13 protein-coding genes and 1 pseudogene are annotated in these 15,127 nt (G+C 60.4%); 5 read left to right on the forward strand and 9 right to left on the reverse strand.

What is annotated here, in order from left to right; genetic code table 11:
* On the reverse strand, positions 1-284 hold a 284-nt coding region (locus tag KBI52_RS05630), incomplete at its 3' end, for a MucR family transcriptional regulator (protein ID WP_247654204.1).
* 959 nt (positions 285-1,243) lie between these two features.
* Here KBI52_RS05630 and KBI52_RS05635 point away from each other — a divergent pair.
* Complete coding sequence (locus KBI52_RS05635) at positions 1,244-1,657, forward strand: response regulator (RefSeq protein WP_315974860.1); 414 nt, start codon at positions 1,244-1,246, stop codon at positions 1,655-1,657.
* A gap of 286 nt (positions 1,658-1,943) precedes the next feature.
* Here KBI52_RS05635 and KBI52_RS05645 read toward each other — a convergent pair.
* Both KBI52_RS05645 and KBI52_RS05650 read right to left on the reverse strand, forming a co-directional pair.
* Positions 1,944-3,793 (reverse strand): annotated as a pseudogene (locus tag KBI52_RS05645) (putative bifunctional diguanylate cyclase/phosphodiesterase).
* A 159-nt stretch (positions 3,794-3,952) separates the two neighbouring features.
* Complete coding sequence (locus KBI52_RS05650; protein WP_210805978.1) at positions 3,953-5,791, reverse strand: PAS domain-containing protein; 1,839 nt, start codon at positions 5,789-5,791, stop codon at positions 3,953-3,955.
* Between the two features lie 386 nt (positions 5,792-6,177).
* Here KBI52_RS05650 and KBI52_RS33960 point away from each other — a divergent pair, with 386 nt between their 5' ends.
* The 3 genes from KBI52_RS33960 to KBI52_RS05660 all read left to right on the forward strand — a co-directional run bounded on the left by KBI52_RS33960 (position 6,178) and on the right by KBI52_RS05660 (position 7,204).
* Positions 6,178-6,411: a hypothetical protein gene (locus tag KBI52_RS33960; RefSeq protein ID WP_371823119.1), complete on the forward strand. Its 234-nt coding sequence runs from the start codon at positions 6,178-6,180 to the stop codon at positions 6,409-6,411.
* Positions 6,412-6,501: 90 nt separating this feature from the next.
* Complete coding sequence (locus KBI52_RS05655) at positions 6,502-6,972, forward strand: hypothetical protein (protein ID WP_210805980.1); 471 nt, start codon at positions 6,502-6,504, stop codon at positions 6,970-6,972.
* 1 nt (position 6,973) lies between these two features.
* Positions 6,974-7,204 (forward strand): hypothetical protein, encoded by a 231-nt coding sequence (locus KBI52_RS05660; RefSeq protein WP_210805982.1) that lies wholly within the window; start codon positions 6,974-6,976, stop codon positions 7,202-7,204.
* 318 nt (positions 7,205-7,522) lie between these two features.
* Here KBI52_RS05660 and KBI52_RS05665 read toward each other — a convergent pair whose 3' ends face one another.
* Together KBI52_RS05665 and KBI52_RS05670 are read right to left on the reverse strand one after the other, a co-directional pair.
* Complete coding sequence (locus tag KBI52_RS05665; RefSeq protein WP_210805984.1) at positions 7,523-9,004, reverse strand: PAS domain-containing methyl-accepting chemotaxis protein; 1,482 nt, start codon at positions 9,002-9,004, stop codon at positions 7,523-7,525.
* 177 nt (positions 9,005-9,181) lie between these two features.
* Positions 9,182-9,988, reverse strand: a complete 807-nt coding sequence (locus KBI52_RS05670; RefSeq protein WP_210805986.1) for a GAF domain-containing protein — start codon at positions 9,986-9,988, stop codon at positions 9,182-9,184.
* Positions 9,989-10,348: 360 nt separating this feature from the next.
* Here KBI52_RS05670 and KBI52_RS05675 point away from each other — a divergent pair, with 360 nt between their 5' ends.
* Positions 10,349-12,163, forward strand: coding sequence for a bifunctional diguanylate cyclase/phosphodiesterase (locus tag KBI52_RS05675; RefSeq protein ID WP_247654205.1), 1,815 nt, complete (start codon positions 10,349-10,351; stop codon positions 12,161-12,163).
* A 433-nt stretch (positions 12,164-12,596) separates the two neighbouring features.
* On the opposite strand, the gene KBI52_RS05680 is transcribed toward KBI52_RS05675, so the two are convergent.
* The 4 genes from KBI52_RS05680 to KBI52_RS05695 form a co-directional block, all read right to left on the reverse strand.
* A complete protein-coding gene (locus tag KBI52_RS05680) occupies positions 12,597-13,262 on the reverse strand; it encodes a dihydrofolate reductase family protein (RefSeq protein WP_210805988.1) in 666 nt (221 codons plus the stop codon).
* Entirely contained in the window at positions 13,255-13,755 is a 501-nt protein-coding gene (locus tag KBI52_RS05685) for a VOC family protein (RefSeq protein WP_210805990.1), read from the reverse strand. The genes KBI52_RS05680 and KBI52_RS05685 overlap by 8 nt, the downstream gene beginning before the upstream one ends.
* 11 nt (positions 13,756-13,766) lie before the next feature.
* Entirely contained in the window at positions 13,767-14,561 is a 795-nt protein-coding gene (locus KBI52_RS05690; RefSeq protein ID WP_210805991.1) for a VOC family protein, read from the reverse strand.
* 5 nt (positions 14,562-14,566) lie between these two features.
* The coding region (locus KBI52_RS05695) for a DUF1428 domain-containing protein (RefSeq protein WP_210805993.1) at positions 14,567-15,127 on the reverse strand (561 nt) is incomplete at its 5' end.

Below are 15,127 nucleotides of genomic sequence, written 5' to 3' on the forward strand. Positions count from 1 at the left end.
CCCAGCTTCCCAAGATGGCGCTTGAGGGTTTTGTACCTCTTGCCGTCCTCGAGGCTGATCAGGAACTCCGGCGTGACGGACCTGCGGATCGAAATGGCCGGCTCTGGCCGGGCAGGTTCTGTCTGCTTGGGAGTAACTAATCCCTGGAGCGCAGCGTGCACGGACGCAATCACGGCCGGCAGATCGGCGCGATGGACGGCATTGTTCGCAACGTACGACGCAACGATATCAGCGGTGATACTGGCTAGATCGAGGATCGGCGGATTGGTTTGGTTCATGGTCATTCACAACGTGCCAAGTGAGAGTCAGGCGCAGAGACGCAATCATTGCGATCCGGCTAGAGAGACAATCTGCGGTTCTCACTAATATCTCTCTGCTCTAGTCGCCGGGACCAGTAAATGGAAGCGCCCTGGCCGTGACGGGTCTCAGGAAATCTCGGCCAGGGCGCCGTGATATCCGTAGGGGGCAAAATTACGGAGCCACACCGGATAAGCTAAGCTGTTCCCGCGGACGGTCAACTGAGCGACCGGAGTGAGTCTCCATTCCTGAAACGCTCAACCCTCGGCATCGGGAGTAGTCCAGAGACAGGAGCACCCGGGCTGAGGAGATCGGATAAACCGTCAACCAGGAGCATCCAGATATGACGATACCGTTCGGCATAAGCTGCGAATTTCGGCGGGTCGCTCTCATTTCGGTGGAGCCCGGAGGCGCAGATATCAGCTGCCAGCCCGAGCATCCACGCAGACTAAAAGCGAAGCTTTCTGAGCAAATATCTGCTGCTTGGGGAACCAGTCGGCTACAATCGAATTATTCGAACATGCGGACCCATCATTATCCCCGCATTCCCCTTGTGCAGATGGGTCCAAGACTTACGAGTTACATATTGCTCGACCCGGCGCTTGAAAAAGCGGCCGGGTTCTTTTTAGCTCAATTACTCCATCCCATCTTCGATGGCGAGACAGGATGATTTTACCTGACCAGCCCCACCGCACGACGAGGAGAGCCTGATCCATCCTCCTGCTCAGAGGCCCGTCAGGGCTGTCTTACTGCAAGGCTGGAAAAGCCCGGCGGTCGGGCCTGGTTCCAAGAGCCGTGATAGCGGGCTCGCCAGCAGTCGGCCCCTGATCTCAGAAAGAGACAGTGGCGAAGTTGTCTCAGCCGATCTCTCCAGGGTCGACCACGACCGATCTTTGCCTATTTAGGAGGCATTATTTTGAGATCTTGGCCTTAGGAACAAAGACCGTTGCTTCCGCTTTCGTCGGGCATGCCTGGCCCGAACCCCCACCCGCGTGCTCTCATTCTTGTCGTCGAAGACGAGCCGCTCGTCCGCATGACCCTCGTGGATGTGCTGGAGGATGCCGGCTTCAAGGTAATCGAAGCCGCCCATGCCGACGAGGCCCTGCGGGTGCTGAGTGCCGTCTCGGGCATCCATGCGGTGGTCACCGACGTGGAGATGCCACGGGGCAGCATCAACGGCTTCGAGCTGGCCCGCAGGGTCCGCTCGGATCGCCAGGACATCGGGATCCTGATCGCGTCCGGCCGGGCCGCGCCCAAGTCAGGGGACCTACCGGAGGGAGCCTTGTTCCTCGGCAAGCCGGTGCACCCCGAGACGCTCGTGCGCCTGCTCAACACGCTCTTGACCTTGGATCAGACCTGACGTTCGGGAGAACCTCTTCGCCGGCCAGCGTGAGATCTAATCTCAGTGGCACATCTCGAAAGAAACACTTTGGTCAGTTCATGAGGTGGTAAGCGGACCTTCATTTCATATGCGGTTCGTTACTCTTGGACCCGTTCCGGCCCTTCGACGGATTACCTGGGATATCACTTCCCTTGAAGTCAGAGTGTGCGGTCACGTCCCGGAAGCGGTCATCTCGTAGTCCAAAGCCATGGATCTGGGAATGGCCTAGACCAGAGTCCTGATGTTGAGGTTTGACTCTCAATCGTCATCGGCCAGGTGTCCGTGCTATCAGCAAGTCCACGACTTCCTCAGCAGGCATCGGAGATCCGAAATAGTAGCCCTGTCCCAAGTCGCAGCCGTGCAGCCTGAGAAATGAGGCTTGGGCGGCCGTCTCGACACCTTCGGCTACCACCCTCATCCCGAGACTCTGCCCAAGGCTCAGGACTGCTTTGACAATGGCCGCATCTCCTTCGTCCGTCTCCAGGTCACGCACAAACGAGCATCAATCTTGATGACATTGACCGGAAACTGCTTCAGGTGCGACAGTGAGGCATAGCCGGTGCCGAAATCATCAAGAGCAACGGAAATCCCCCCTTCGCTCAAAACACGCAATGTCTTTTCGACGTTCTTGATATCGCGGTCGAGAAACACCGTCTCGGTGACCTCGATCCCGAGCCGGCTCGTCGGAATGTCTGCCTTGCGAAGGCTGTCGAGAACACGTTCGGCATAGTCATCGCGCCGGAACTCGGCAGAGGAGGCATTGATGGAGATCTTGCCGATATCGAGGCCCGCATCGAGCCAGCTACGCATGTCATGGATCACGCACGAGAGCATGCGATCCCCAACCGCGATCCCCAGTTCATTGTCATCGAATGCGGGAGCGATTGTGCTAGGAGGCTGGATTCCCAAACGGGGATGGCGCCATCGCAGGAGCGCTTCGAAACCAGTCAGCTTGCCTGAACGCAGGTCCACTTTCGGCTGGTAGAATGGCACGATCCACTCGCGTGCCATCGCTTGGCGGGCAACTTCCAGTGCTGAGGCCCGTTTCTGCGCCTCATCCCTCATGGCCGGCTTGAACATCTCATACAGACCACGTCCCGCAGCCTTGCAGCTAAACAGCGCAAGATCGGCCTGCTTCAGAAGTTCGTCTGAACTTGTCCCCTGCAGGCCGGAGATGACGCCTCCGATGCTGGCGCGAGCCTCCTGCACCCTGGTGCCGAGCCGGAGCGGTTCCCGCAAGCGAGCCTGAATGGCCCTGGCGACCCGCGCCACATCGTCTTCGGTTGCGGTACCGTGCAAAATGACAGCGAACTCGTCGCCGTCCAGCCGAGTCACCGTGTCAGACGTCCCGACCAGATGGACCAGACATTCACCGAAAGCCTTGAGGAGCTCGTCACCGGCATCATGGCCGAATCTGTCGTTGATCTGCTTGAAGTCATCCAAGTCCATGATCAGCAGGCCGATCGTCTGCCCTCTTTCATCGGCTTGTTGCAGGACCTGCCGTAGACGTTCCTGAAAGAACCTGCGGTTGGGCAAGCCGGTGAGGTCGTCCTGATACGCAGCCTGACGGAGCTGCTCCTTGGCAACCTTGTGCTCGTGAATGTCCTCGAACGTGCCGTACCATCGCACGATGGTGCCCGTCTCGTCGCGTTGGGCTCCGGCCCGGGCGCGGAACCATCGATGGACGCCATCAGGGGTCTTGACCCGGTACTCGCATTCGTAGGGCTGTCCCGTGGACAGGCTCATGCGCCGGGTCTCGTTGAGACGGGGCCTGTCCTCCGGATGGACGAGTCGCATCCAGTCACCGCGGAGCACCTCCTCAAGGGGAATGCCAATCACGTCGTCCCAACCAGGGCCGACATGGAGGATCTTTCCCTCGGCATCCGACATCCAGGGAACCTGCCGGCTGAGCTTGACCGCGTGCTGGGAGAGCTTCTCGCTCTCCTCCAGTGTCAGAACAAACGGCTCCTGCCGGTCTTCACGGGAAGCTTTGACTTCTGGGACAGGGATTGTGTGACCGTTCCCGCTGGCATCATTCGTCGACCGGAGCATCCTACCCAAAGCGGGATGCACGCGCCTGAGGGCACGGAGCATCAGCAGAAAAGCTGCTTTCATCGGGTTGTCTTGAATGACGGCATGGCGGGGATGAACAGGAGTTACCGCTCGCAATGGGCCGAAGTGATCGTGGATTCAACTGTTTCCGGATGGATTCGATCTGCGACGAATCGTCGAGAGCAAAAATTGCCTTGAACGCCGAGTGACAAATGTGGGGCGTCAGCCGGGAGGGCAATCTTTGCTCTTGATTGGTATGATCGCGAGTTCTCCGCCAAGGACCGGGACAAATCCGATCCCCGCCTGCTCCAGGGTGCCGCGGATGGCCAGCAGAATCCGACCATCGCGGCTCTGTGCGTCCTCAACCCGGCGGATTGTCGAGAGCGATATGCCGGACTTGTCCGCCAGCTCGCGGACGGACCATCCAAGAATGCCCCGGGCGGCCCGCACCTGCCACGATCTGAGCTGGCCATTGGCATGTGGCGGGAGAACGCCTTGCGGCGGACCGGTGAACGTTCCCTCGGGCTCGCGGCCCGGGCCGGAAACCCGCTGAGCGGCGCCCATCCACTCGACAGGGGTGCCTTCCTCATTGAGGACAGGGCAAATGCTGCTTCTGAACCAATGGTATTCGCCGGCCCTGTCCCGAACACGGTACTCGTAGGACGACACCAGGCGCGTATCCATGATGCGCTGTACGGTCTCGCGAATCCGTTCCCTGTCGGCGGGATGGACCGCGTTGAGCCAGCCCCAACCTTGGATCTGATCGATGTCTTGCCCCGTCAAGGCCCGCCACTCCGGCGAGTCGGAAACCCTCCCGTCGGGACTGACGGTCCAGACAAAATCGCCCGCGGCCTTCATGAGCGCCTGATGACGAGCATCGAGTTCCCGCAAGGCCCTCCTGGTTTCCTGGCTCGCGAACTCCGCTTCCTTCTGGGACGTCATGTTAAAGGTGATGCCGATCACGTGATCCGCCCCGCCATACGCAGCTGGCATGACCCTGACCCGCGAGCGAAGCCAGACAACCCTGCCGTCCTTATTGGTCCGTCGGTACTCGGAACTGAATGCCTTCCCTGAGTGCCGCGTGGCCCGCACCAGGGCTTCGATCTTCGCGCGGTCGTCAGGGTGGATGCTGCTCTGAAACTCCTCGACCGTTTCCGAGCCGACGCCGAGGATCCCCTGGGCGTTGTCTGAGCGCGTGACCTGCCCGGTTTCCAGATTGAAGTCCCAGGTTACCATGGGACCTTCGAAGCGGGCCTGGCGCAGTCGCTCCTCGTGAACCCGCAGCAGTTCCTCCATCTCCCGTTTGGCGTGAATATCCTCGGCGGTCCCGACCCATTCCCGCACCGGTCCGTCCTGAGGCTTGATCGGCACTGCCTTGCAGAGCACCCAGCGGTACTGGCCGCTCCGGTGCTGGAGGCGAAAGCTCATCTCAAAGTACGAGCCGATCCGCACCGCCTCATCCCAGGTGGCTCCGACGGCATCCACGTCCTTGGGGTGAATTGCAGCAAGCCACCCCCGGCCTGTGCAGTCGTTGACAGGCCGGCCGGTGAAGTTGGCCCAGGACTGCGCCTCAATGGCGTCTCCTTGCGACGTCGCCCGCCATTCACCGATGCTGCTGGCCAAGGCCAGAGCGCGATAGCGCTCCTCACGGGCCGACAACTCCGCCTGGGCCTCGCGGATATTCGTGATGTCGATCAGCATGCCGGCGGCCCAACTGGCCTTGCCGGCCTGATCGCGGAAGACCTCGCCCTTGCTGGCGACCCATCGCACGGTGCCTTGCGGCTGAATGATACGAAACTCGGAGTCGATGTATTGGCCTCGATCGGCCAGAACCTGGCTGGCGGCGGCGCTCGTCGCCCGGTCCTCAGGGTGGACCATCCCCAGGAAGAGATCGTAGGATGGTGCCACGGACCGGGGCTCCAGACCCATGACGCGGAACAAGCCATCCGACCATGTGACGCCACCTGTGTTGCAATCCCATTCCCAGTAACCAAAGGGGGGCTGGGCCCTGCCGTGGTCGATCGGGTCCGGGCCCTCATGCGTCTGAGCGGCGTTATCCATCGGCTTCATCTGTGGGGGAAATCTCGGGCTCTGGGGCTTTGCAGTGGCGGGAAGGAAGACACTGTCGCCATCGTCCAGCGGCCGGTATCCTCCGGATCCAGGTTTTTCCGGCGTTCGGTAGAGGTCGGGGCAGGTCAGAGCAAATTCTGCTCTTCACTCCTCCTTCGCGCAAGCCGGAGGCGCCCGCAAGAACATTTTTTGCCTTCGCCCGGTCGCTCCAGAAGGCTCGACTGGTCGGTCGCGGCAATTATCGGCATATTGGCGCCGCGGCATGTAACAAACTCAAGGCATGGCTCAGTAAACATGCCGGATTTTGGTTGTCGTCGTGACCCGCCGGTCAAGCAACTGCCGGCGAACTGCGAACACCCTGAACTCCTGCGATGCCGATGCGGTGGTATTTCAATCTCACGGACGGAATTGACATCATCCACGACAACGAGGGCGTGGAGGTATCCTGCCCTGACGAGGCCTTGCTACATGCGTGCAGGGCCGTCGAGGAACTCAGCAACGACGATCCATCGGCCTCGAGTGAATGGCAGGGGTGGTGGCTTGAGATCGTCGATGGTTTGGGGGTTTCGGTCAAAAGCCTTCCGCTCGACGGGCCATTCCTTCAGCACTGAGGCCAACCGCACGGCTTCGCAGATCATGTGAGCTGTCAGGCGTGTGCATGCCCAGACGGGACCAGGACCCAGTCGGATTTGGAGACCGCAATGCCTAGTACGCTTGGCACTCCCACCGGACTTGCCTGGGCCGGGATGAGCCCCGACGGCGACGAGGAGCGCATCATCCGCGCCTATGTTCAGCTGGCCGTCACGCGCTGGGAGGCGCACGGCTTCCGCACGGTGACGGTTGCCCGGTTCGGCGCACTGGAGGTGCGACTGACAGAAATCCTGGAAGAGCAAAGGCTCCCAAACAGGCCACGGCTCTGGCTGGAACTCTGTTCACCCGCAAGACACCTCATCATCGACAGTTGCGGATGCACTGAACTCGACGAATCCGAGCTGGCTCAGGTGGCGGAGTTCATGGCCGCCGCCAGGCAGCGAACCCAGGAGTTCCACCAAGAGGATGCGATTTCGCCCGACTGCATGTGGGAGGTCCTTCGCTCTGGACCTTTTCGTCGTCCCCGTGCCGAGCCGGGAAATCCCGCCAGACGGCGCAGGGCTCACCTGCACGAGGGGTGACATGCCACGCTTCTATTTCGATGTCTGGGAGGGAGCAGAATGCATGCCCGATCCGGAAGGTCTTGAACTTGATAGCCTGGAGGCGGCCGAACACGAGGCGACGCAGACTGTGCTGACGCTCGGACGGGATTGGCTGCCACGAGCCTGGGAGGTTCGCGTCGAGGTCAGGGACGAACAGTCTCAGATGCGGCTGACCTTGAGGGTCACACTGACCGTGGAGCGGCCAGGATGAAGGTTCTGGAACCGGCGGAATACATGGTTAGGTGGTGCGGGAACTCTTCGTCCTTCTGACGAATCTCTTCAGGATGCATGCCATGACCTAAACGACCGCTCATGGCACTCCTGAGACGTAGGCGCTTTGTCTGCTTCGGCGCTCGAGGGTTGACGTTCAGCGAGGGGACTGAATGCGTATGTCTGGCCCAGACATTCGAAGATTTATTTTACATCATTAGGCCGGCCTATAAGGCTGCATTTCACTTCTATGGGTTTACATACATCTCTGTCTTGACCGTCAGGATTTCGGATATGCAACGAAAACTAGCAAGTATCCTCAAGCAATGGAGGCTGAAGCCTGTCTCACGTTGCTGGTGGCTGAGCTAACGAGCTCGGCGGAGCGGGCAATTTCGCCCATGCTACGGCTCACGGAAGACACGCTGTAAGAGGCGGTCTTCATGCTTGCTGACATCTCCCGCGTGACAGCCGATTGCTCCTCCACAGCTGCAGATATCGCCACTGAGATTTCATTGACCCGTTCGACGGTCGCTGTGATCGCGTCGATGGAACTGACCACTTCCTGAGTGGCCGCTTGGGTCTGACTGATCTGGCTGCTGATTTCCTCCGTGGCTTTGGCAGTCTGGGTTGCAAGTTCCTTGACCTCCGCCGCCACCACGGCAAAACCTCTGCCGGCCTCGCCCGCCCGCGCGGCCTCGATCGTCGCATTGAGGGCCAAAAGGTTGGTTTGACCGGCGATATTGTTGATCAGCTGGACCACACTGCCGATCTTCTCAGCCATGGCAGCAAGAGCTTGGACATTGGCATTGGTTTGCCGTCCCTGAGCTACCGCTTGCTTCGAAATGTCTAAAGCTTGGTTGACCTGCTGGCTGATCTCGTTGACAGACACCGCCAGTTCATCGGCTCCGGCTGCGACAGCTTGGACATTGGCGGATGTTTCACTCGACGCACTCGCCGCATTGTTGGTCTGCATCGTCACATCGGAAGCTGCTTGTGAGATGTCCTCAAGATCCCTCGCGATGGCCGCTTGTATCTCAGTCCGTCGCAGACGCTCCTGGACCGCGTCTGTGATGTCGGTTGCAAACTTCACGATCTTGTAAGGGCGGCCATCCGGGCACAGAATGGGATTGTAAGATGCTAGGATCCAAACCTCGCGGTTGCCTCTTGCCAGCCGCTTGTACCTGTCGACTGTGAACTCGCCTCTGTTAAGCTTGGCCCAGAACTCGCGATACTCGTTGCTCTCCGCAACTCCCGGTGTCGCGAACATGGAGTGATGGCGGCCCTGGATCTCGTCCAAGCGGTAGCCCATCAGGGTCAGGAAGGTCTCGTTGGCGGTCAGGATCGTGCCATCCAGATTGAACTCAATGACGGCCTGAACACGGCTGATCGCATCGATCTTGCCCTCGAAGTCGGCGATGCGCATCTTTTCCTGCGTGACGTCCGTGGCGAACTTCACGACCTTGTAAGGCTTGCCGTTACGCCCGAACACAGGATTGTAGGTGGCCTGGATGTAGACGCTCTTGCCGTCCTTGCTGATGCGCTTGAATTCCGCAGACTGGTATTCGCCCCGGCCAAGCCTGGCCCAGAACTCCTTGTAGTGAGCGCTCGTCCGTTCGGTTGGGTCAACGAACAGGCTGTGATGCCGTCCCTTGATCTCATCGAGGGTATATCCCATCACGGCTAGGAAGTTCTTGTTCGCGTTCAGGATTGTGCCATCGAGCTCAAACTCGATCACCGCTTGGGACCGGTTTAGGGCCTCAACCTGAGCCTTCATCTCTCGTGCGGACAGAAACGCGAACATGGCCCCTAACTCCCTTAGTGTTTTTTGCGCGCATGCCACCGCTCGCTCCGCGAGGGCATGAGCGCCAAAGGGGAGGGTGGAATGCATCAGCGGCGGGGTTGTCCCCGCTTAAGCTGATCTAATTTTAAGCAGGAGTTCTTAATAAGGGATTATATCAGGCATAAACTCATGACAGCATCAATGGCCAGGTCGGCGCGGCCGAACACCTGGATTGGTGCCTGCTTCGAATACGAATTCCACTCCCGCCCGCTCTAGAGCTCCACGGATCGCTTCGGCGCTTACATTGTTTGTGCCTAAGTCGCCGACCTTCGCCTCAAGGCGCTTCACCGTGATCGGAGCCACCCCTGCCGCTTCGGCAAGCTCTCGGACGGACCAGTTTACCATGCCACGTCCTGCGCGGACCTGTGCCGCGGTCAGAGTAGGCTCAATCTGGAAATCGAGATTGACATCCCTTGGCCTTATGGCTTCGGCATCAGCCAAACCTGTCTGCTGTAGGTGATGGAGCCACAATTCGTCCACCGCCAGTCGTGCCAGGTTCGCGAGCAGTCTCATTTGACCGGGCGTGAAGTCACGAGGCACATGATCGACGAGGCAAATTGAGCCAATCCGAATCCCAGGCTCGGTGACAAACGGAGCGCCAGCGTAAAAGCGAAGGGGGGGAGTGGCTGTCACATAGGGATGGTCTGTGAAGCGCCGGTCGGCCTTGGCGTCGTTCACCACGAACACCTCATCGTGCATGATGGTGTAGTTGCAAAAGGACGGCTCCCGAGGTTCCTCCAAGAGGTCTGGCTGAGAGCCGCTTTTGATCCAGGCGGATCGCTCACCGAGGAAAACCATCAGCACCACCGGCACTTGGAACAGGTCCTGTGCGATGGAGCAGATCCTGTCCATGCCAGACGGGAGCCGACCCTCGAGGATCCTGAGGCGGTGCAAAGCGTCCAGCCGCTCGGCCTCATTGGCAGGGATCGGATAATGTAACGTCATGGCGGAAGATGGTCTTGTGAGAGATCACGATGACAGAGATGAGAAGGCCCTAATTTTGAGCGGTACGAGGATGGTTTGTAAAGTGCGAGGCTCGGGTTCACGCTCAGATGCTGACTTCGGAGTGCCGTTTACTATGATTTAATTAAGGAAGAGCTAAAATGGCTCACCTCATTGCCGAGGCAAGCCTGTTTCGGCATGATTGCTCTGTCTCAAGATGGCAGGTTGAGCGGTGCGCCTCTCGGCGCCCGGTCATAGGCATGATGCCGCCTCTGTCATGCCGGTGTGAGCCCGGTATTCCCCTTGTCCTGGTCACCAAAACAGGCCGCGATCCTTTGGCTCGGCTGCCGCGGACGTTTCATAATGCAAAGCGATCTTCGAGCAATGAGTAGAGCATGTTCGATTCAGGACGGGTCGGAAGACACTCGCCTGAACGCTTTGTATGAGTTGAACCTGCTCGATACAGCACCTAGTGAGAGCTTCGACCGGATCACCCGGATGGCGAGCCAGTTGTTCAATCTGCCAATTGCTGCAGTTTCCCTCACCGACAGGGACCGGCAATGGTTCAAGTCGCGGGTCGGCGTTGATTATTGGCAGATCCCACGGGAGAAGGCCCCTTGCAGGCGGGTCGCGGAAAGCGCTGACCTGCTCGTGATCCCGGATTTCGATAAAGACGAGTACTACAAGGATAGCCTCCTCGCTCATTCCGGGATCCGCTTCTATGCAGGAGCGCCGCTGATGACACGGGATGGACATGCACTTGGCGCGATGTGCGTACTTGGCACTGAGCCCCGGACAGTCACAGAGCAGGAGATGGCAGCGCTCAAAGATCTCGCCGCGATCGTTATGGCTCAGATTGAGTTGCAGCATGCTTTCGGCCGGATCGACCCGGTCAGTGGCCTCTCCAATCGAAACCAGTTTGTTGAAGATGTTGAGGATCTGGCGCGGGATTATCCTGGGGAGCCACGGCTCGCAGTGGCCGTCGATCTGATTGATCCTACCCAACACACGGCAGCGCTCCACGCAATCGGTCCAGCGTTCACCGATGACCTGATAAGGACTGCAAGTCAGCGCCTGCGCCGTCTCGTCAGCCAGACGACACCGGTCTATCAGATCGGTCCAACCCATCTTGGCTACCTCCTTCCAAGTCTCAATGATGGGGATCTGGTTGCCGAAGCCACCCGAATACGGGAGGAACTGGCCACGGTCTCTGGAGCCCAGAGCACACCATTGGCCATTCGGGCGGCTCTCGGCGTGGCGCCGTTCCGACTTGGGGAGGCAACCCCGCAGGACATGCTGCGAGCGGCCCACAGTGCGGCTCAGGATGCACGCAATGCCGGGGAAGCGCTCAGCGTCTACTCAGCGTCCCGCGACGAAGCCCATCGTCGCCGCTTCCAGCTCTTGTCCGACTTTCCAGATGCGCTTGCCGCCCCCGATCAACTGAGCCTCGTGTTCCAGCCCCGGATGGATCAGCGGTCCGGGCGTTGCATAGGGGCGGAGGCGCTGCTGCGGTGGCGCCATCCGACCCTTGGACATGTTTCTCCAGGAGAGTTCATCCCGATCATCGAGCAGACGGCTCTTTCCCGTGACATGACGGAGTGGGTCGTAACCGCTGCCCTAGGGCAACTCGCCACTTGGCGGACGGAAGGCAGTGACCTGACCCTGTCAGTCAACATCTCTGCAGCAAACTTGGACGAAGACGACTTTTCCTCCCGCCTCATTGCCATGGCTCGCCAAAGCAACGTTCCGCCGCAGGCCTTTGAGCTGGAACTGACCGAGAGTGAAATCATCCGCAAGGGCCACAGTGCGCTAGAGCAGATGAACGCACTGAGAGTCGCTGGTTTTCGGATCGCCATTGACGATTTCGGCACCGGATACAGCAGCTTATCCTACTTGGAGAAGATCCCAGCTAATGTTGTGAAGATCGACCGCTCATTTGTGCAGGATTTGGGCAGCCCTGGTCGCAGCGTCACGGTTGTTGGCGCTACGATCTCGCTCATCCGCAGTCTTGGATTTCGGGTGGTTGCCGAGGGTGTCGAGACACAGCAGGCTTATGACACCCTGCTTCGTCTCGGATGTGATGAAGCCCAAGGCTACCTGATTGCCCGGCCGCTTCCCTCCCAGGAATTTCAGGGTTGGTTGCAACATGCCAGGTGCTCAAAACGACTCGTTGCGTGATGCTCTCTGAAGGACTTTAGGTAAATCCTTCATCAAAATGCTGAGTGGCCACTTCTGGCACGTTCCGGAATTAAGCCGAACGTCAGCTCCGGCAGGGAACACCGGACGTTCCCAGAGGGCAGGGGACCGTCAGTGCTTGACCCAACTCGGACGCCACAACGACTCAGTCACAGACTCCGAAGGTGGCCGAGACCAAACCGACCGCTTCCGGAGCTAGGAGGCTGAAGACTGCCCTTGAAAACCTACGAGCCACCCAGCGCTCATCCCTGATCGATCACCGCCGATCAGCAGGGAATTGTTCGAACGGCCAACAGCGGCGCAGCTCGCTGCCGTTCTCCAGGTGACCGGGACCAAGCTTACGGAACTTGGACGGGTCTGACCCGCCCATAGCGCGATCAGCACCTTTTGACTGGGTGGCCGAAGAGCCGCAGATTCACCAGCGACCGTCCGCCTGACGCTGACGGAGGGCAAGTTCGTCATCGCTTGGGGGCTTTGTGGCAAAACTGCCGGTGCGAACCTCTCCATTACGCACAAACGATGCGAAGTGGACGCCCTTCGGCGAGTGCGCCTGCTCGACCAGCGTCCAGGACCGGGCTGTCGCCGGATCGCCCGAGTACCAGCGCTTGCCACGCCCAAGCATGACCGGGAAGGTGATCAATGCCAGCTGATCGACAAGGCCTGCGGGAAGCAGCGCCTGATAGAGCATGCTGCTGCCCTGAATAAGCAGGTCCGGTCCATCGCTGGCCTTGAGGCGTGCGACAGCCTCGGCGGGGTCGCCGGCGAGCCGCTGGCTGTTGTTCCACGTCAGCGGCCGGTCGGACGATGTCACAACATGTTTTCGAACGGCATTGAACGTCTCGCCGATCGGCTGGTCGCCGTTGTGCGGCCAGTAAGCGGCGAAGATCTCGTACGTTCGCCGGCCAAGCAGAAGCTCATAGCTGCCGCCCAGCAGCCGCCCCATCGGCCCGTCCAGCGTGTCGTCGAAATAGGGGAACACCCAGCCGCCGTGCGCAAAGCCGGTCTGATCCTCCTCGGGTCCGCCTGGTGCCTGGATCACGCCGTCGAGCGACTGGAACAGGGAGCCGATGATTTTACGCATCGACGGCTACTCCTTGCTCCGCAGCCTCGATCCGGGCGATGTCGATCTTGCGCATCGTCATCATCGCTTCGAACGCTCGCCTGGCCGCGGCCTTGTCAGGATTGCTGTTGGCCCGCAGCAGCCCACGGGGTGTGATCTGCCACGAAAACCCCCAGCGATCCTTGCACCAGCCGCAGGCACTTTCCTGCCCGCCATTGCTGACGATGGCGTTCCAATATCGGTCCGTCTCGTCCTGATCGTCGGTCAGGACCATGAAGCTGACCGCCTCATTAGCTTTGAAATTGGGCCCGCCGTTCAGGCCGACGAACCGCCGGCCGAGCACGGTGAACTCGACCGTGAGTTCGGTGCCCTCTGTTCCACCCGGAAAGTCCGACGGGGCGTGCATGGGAGTGCCAACACTGCTGTCGGGAAAGGTTGCGGCGTAGAACTCCGCAGCCTTGCGGGCTTCTCCGTGATCGAACCACAGGCAGGTCATGAGCTTGTCGTTGGCCATGATATTTCTCCTTACCGACGCGGGCCGACCAATCCGAAGGCGGCGCCCTGGGGGTCAACAGCGGTCAGCGAATACTCGCCGCCCGGGATTTCGCTGGGGCCATGAAGGATCGTACCACCGCCGGCCCGCACGGCGTCCGCGGCCCGGTCGATGTCGCCGACTCCGATGTAGAAGGTCCACGCAGCCTGGGGCACCTGCGGCATCCTCGGCATGATGGCGCCGATCATGGTCTCGCCGTGGTAGAGGAAGCGGTAGGAGCCGAAGTCGCCCATATCCATGTCGCCCTCCTGCCGCCAGCCAAAGTGCCGGGTGTAGAAGGCGACCGACCGATCCTGGTCGCTTGCCTGCAGCTCGTTCCAGCGGACGTGCTGCGGACGATCGACGGAGAAGACGTCGCTCTCCACATCAGGCCGACCGGCGGGCGCGGTTGGTGTCATCAGGTAGAAGGGCGCGCCGTCGGGATCAGTCACCATGGCGATGCGCCCAACGCCGCGAATGTCGTGGGCCGGCATCAGCGTCCGCCCACCGTCCTCCTCGATCCGGGCGACCGCCGCATCGACATCGGGGACGCCGAGGTAGCCGAGCCAGCACGGCCGCGCGCCATGCCCCTGCATCTCCTCGGTGAGCCGCAACACGCCGCCGCTGTTGCCGCCATCGCTTCGGGAAATCATCCGGTAGTCCATCTCGCCTGACGGCTGCGCCTCGATGGTCCAGCCCGCGACCACCGCGTCGTAGAAGCGCTTGGACCCGTCCGGGTCAGGGGTCATCAGCTCATACCAGATGAAGCTGCCCGCAGGATTGGCCATCGTCCCTACTCCGCCGCCGTATCGAGGATCGGGCGGAAGCCGCCCCAGAACATGCGCTTGCCGTCGAACGGCATCGGAGTGCTCTGCTCAGGATCCGCTGCCATCATCCTGGCCCAGCCCGCATCCCGGGTCGCCTTGTCGGGCCACTGAATGTAGGAATAGACGACCTCTTCCCCGTCCTGGGCCTGCACGGCGCGCCAGTAGTCAGTCACTTCGCCGTTCGGCACGTCGTCGCCCCAGGCCTCGAGCACCCGGACCGCACCATACTCCTTAAACTTGCCGGCCATACGCTGGGCCAAAGCCAGGTAGTCCGCCTTCTTCTCCGACGGGACCGGCACGACAAAGCCGTCGGTGTAGCCGGCCGTGCCCGAGCTATCCTCATCGACAATAGTGTCGAAGCCGCCGAAGATCATGCGCTTGCCGTCGAACGGCATCTGCTCGCCCATGGCCTGCATGCGTGAATCGGTCATGATCTTGTGGTTGGCGGCGTCCCGGATCTCTTTCGACGGATACTCGATCCAGCTGAACACCACGGTCTCGTCGTCCTTGGCCTGCACCGAGCGGCG

Source organism: Microvirga sp. HBU67558 (genome assembly GCF_018069605.1).
GTDB classification, from domain to species: Bacteria; Pseudomonadota; Alphaproteobacteria; order Rhizobiales; family Beijerinckiaceae; genus Microvirga; species Microvirga terrae.

What these genes read in the sequence shown, in the direction of transcription:
- KBI52_RS05675 (WP_247654205.1), top strand. Translation starts at nt 10,349, where the DNA reads ATGCAAAGCGATCTTCGAGCAATGAGTAGAGCATGTTCGATTCAGGAC.
- KBI52_RS05685 (WP_210805990.1), bottom strand. Translation starts at nt 13,755, where the DNA reads ATGGCCAACGACAAGCTCATGACCTGCCTGTGGTTCGATCACGGAGAA.
- KBI52_RS33960 (WP_371823119.1), top strand. Translation starts at nt 6,178, where the DNA reads ATGCGGTGGTATTTCAATCTCACGGACGGAATTGACATCATCCACGAC.
- KBI52_RS05680 (WP_210805988.1), bottom strand. Translation starts at nt 13,262, where the DNA reads ATGCGTAAAATCATCGGCTCCCTGTTCCAGTCGCTCGACGGCGTGATC.
- KBI52_RS05670 (WP_210805986.1), bottom strand. Translation starts at nt 9,988, where the DNA reads ATGACGTTACATTATCCGATCCCTGCCAATGAGGCCGAGCGGCTGGAC.
- KBI52_RS05655 (WP_210805980.1), top strand. Translation starts at nt 6,502, where the DNA reads ATGCCTAGTACGCTTGGCACTCCCACCGGACTTGCCTGGGCCGGGATG.
- KBI52_RS05650 (WP_210805978.1), bottom strand. Translation starts at nt 5,791, where the DNA reads ATGGATAACGCCGCTCAGACGCATGAGGGCCCGGACCCGATCGACCAC.
- KBI52_RS05665 (WP_210805984.1), bottom strand. Translation starts at nt 9,004, where the DNA reads ATGTTCGCGTTTCTGTCCGCACGAGAGATGAAGGCTCAGGTTGAGGCC.
- KBI52_RS05690 (WP_210805991.1), bottom strand. Translation starts at nt 14,561, where the DNA reads ATGGCCAATCCTGCGGGCAGCTTCATCTGGTATGAGCTGATGACCCCT.
- KBI52_RS05660 (WP_210805982.1), top strand. Translation starts at nt 6,974, where the DNA reads ATGCCACGCTTCTATTTCGATGTCTGGGAGGGAGCAGAATGCATGCCC.